The following is a 2,615-nucleotide window of genomic DNA, read 5'->3' as shown; positions in this document are numbered from 1 at the left end:
GCACTGATTACCTGGGCCGCGACCTGCTGGCGATGATCATCAGCGGCGCGCGGGTGTCGATCATCATCGGCCTGTCCGCCGCCTTTGTCTCGATCTTCATCGGTGTCACCGTAGGGGCGCTGGCCGGGTTCTATCGCGGCTGGGTCGAAGAGGCGCTGATGCGCTTTACCGAGTTCTTTCAGGTGCTGCCGACGCTGCTGTTCTCGATGGTGATCGTGGCGCTGTTCGGGGCCTCGCTGCCGATGATCACCTTTGCTATCGGCGTGGTCAGTTGGACCGCCGTGGCGCGCATCACCCGGGCCGAGTTCCTGCGCATCCGCGAGCTGGAATATGTTACCGCCAGCCGCGCCTCGGGCGCTCGGAACGCCAAGCTGATGTTCCGGGTGATCCTTCCCAACGCGCTGCCGCCGATCATCGTGCAATCGGCGCTGATGGTGGGCTCGGCCATCCTGTTCGAGGCGGGGTTGTCCTTCCTTGGCCTGACCGATCCCAACGTGGTCAGCTGGGGCCAGATCATCGGCTCTAACCGGACCTATTTCCTGGATGCCAGCTTTACCGTCACCATTCCGGGCGTGGCGATCTTTGTCACCGTTCTGTGCATCTCGCTGGTGGGCGATGGGCTCAACGATGCGCTCAACCCGAAACTGAGGGCGCGCTGATGACCGAAGCACTGCTCAAGGTCGAAAACCTGCGAATCGAGCTGACCACCCGCGCGGGCGTGGCGCCTGTGATCGACAACCTGTCCTTTGAACTGGGACATGGCGAAAACATAAGCTTTGTCGGCGAAAGCGGCTGCGGCAAGTCGATGACAGCGCTGGCGATCATGGGGCTCTTACCCGAGGGGGTGGGCCGCGTCGCATCGGGCCGCATCCTGTTCGAGGGCGAGGACCTGACCGCGGCCAGCGACAGTCGCTTGCGCGACATTCGCGGCAACGAGATCTCGATGATCTTTCAGGAGCCGATGACCTCGCTTAATCCGGTCTATACGGTGGGCGAGCAGATCGCCGAGGTGCTGCGCGCCCATCAGGGCCTGTCGGCCCGCGCCGCGCGCGACATGGCGGCCGACCTGCTGGACGCGGTGCGCATCCCCAATGCGCGGGCGCGGGCGGGGGATTACCCGTTCCAGATGTCAGGCGGGCAACGCCAGCGGGTGATGATCGCCATGGCGCTGGCCTGCCGTCCCAAGATCCTGATCGCGGACGAACCGACCACCGCGCTGGACGTGACCGTGCAGGCGCAGATCTTTGACCTGCTGCGCGATCTGCGGCGCGATACCGGTACCTCGATCATCCTGATCACCCATGACATGGGGGCAGTGGCGGAAATGGCCGAGCGTATGATCGTCATGTATGCCGGGCGCAATGCCGAGATCGGGCCGGTGGACCAGATCATCGACCATCCGCGCCACCCCTATACCAAGGGGCTGATTTCATGCGTGCCCCATATCATGGCGACCCTGACCGAGGACCGTCCCGACCTGACCGAGGTGCCCGGCATTGTGCCCGGTTTGCGCGAATTCGGACAGGATCGCTGCCTTTTTGCCTCGCGCTGCGCCTACCGGACCGAGCAATGCCTGCGCCAGCGCCCTCCGGCAATGGGGTTTGACAACGGACAGCTGGCCGATTGCTGGCATGCGGAGACGCTGTAAATGACCGACCGGCCCCTTCTCGACGTCGAAAACCTGACCGTGCGCTTTGCGGTGCGCCGTGGCGGCGTCTTTGGCCGCAAGCAGTTCCTCGATGCGGTTGACGGTGTCAGCTTTGCGCTTGCGCGGGGCGAGACGCTGGCCATCGTGGGCGAAAGCGGCTCGGGCAAGACAACCACCGCGCTGGCGGTGGCGCGGCTGGTGGCGGCGCATTCCGGCCGGGTCGAGCTGGACGGGGCCGATATCCTGGGGCTTGAGGGCGAGGCCCTGCGCAAGGTCCGGCGCAAGGTTCAGTTCATCTTTCAAGATCCCTATTCCAGCCTCAACCCGCGCCAGCGGGCCGAGGATGTGGTGCGCGAACCACTGCAAAGCCTCACCGACATGCCGCGCGTAGACCAGCAAAAGGTGATCGACGAACTGTTCGTTCAGGTCGGTCTGCGGCCCGAGCAGAAGCGGCTTTTCCCCCATCAATTCTCGGGCGGGCAGCGACAACGCATCGGCATCGCACGAGCGCTGGCCACCCGGCCCGAACTGATCATCTGCGACGAGCCGGTCTCGGCGCTGGACGTGGCGGTTCAGGCGCAGATCCTCAATCTGCTCCGGCGGCTACAAAAGGAATTCGGGCTGACCTATCTCTTTATCAGCCACGATCTGGGCGTGGTCCAGCACATGTGCGATTCCATCGCGGTGATGTATATGGGCCGGATCGTCGAACATGGCCCCCGGCTGAGCCTGTTCAACAACCCGCTGCATCCCTATACGGCGGCGTTGCTCTCTGCGGTGCCCTCGGTCGACAAGGCGCGGCGGGCGGCGACGCGGCGCATCCTCATTCCGGGCGACCCGCCCGACCCTGTGAACCTGCCGCCCGGGTGCCGGTTCGCCAATCGCTGCCCGGTGGCGCAACCGCAATGTCGCGAGGCCGAGCCAGTGTTGCGCACGGTTGCCGGCGGTCAGCGCGTTGCCTGCCATC

3 protein-coding genes are annotated in these 2,615 nt (G+C 64.9%); all 3 read left to right on the top strand.

The annotated features are described in order from the left end of the window. Nucleotides 1-659 (top strand): ABC transporter permease (locus AC2FL1_RS23355; RefSeq protein ID WP_496878515.1); only part of this gene is annotated, 659 nt, incomplete at its 5' end. Continuing rightward, nucleotides 659-1,648 (top strand): ABC transporter ATP-binding protein, encoded by a 990-nt coding sequence (locus AC2FL1_RS23350; RefSeq protein ID WP_496825860.1) that lies wholly within the window; start codon nt 659-661, stop codon nt 1,646-1,648. The genes AC2FL1_RS23355 and AC2FL1_RS23350, both read left to right, overlap by 1 nt. After that, the coding region (locus AC2FL1_RS23345; RefSeq protein ID WP_496878514.1) for an ABC transporter ATP-binding protein at nt 1,649-2,615 on the top strand (967 nt) is incomplete at its 3' end.

This window comes from Ruegeria sp. YKSF070, from assembly GCF_059612725.1.
This window is presented reverse-complemented; position numbering and strand designations above follow the sequence as displayed.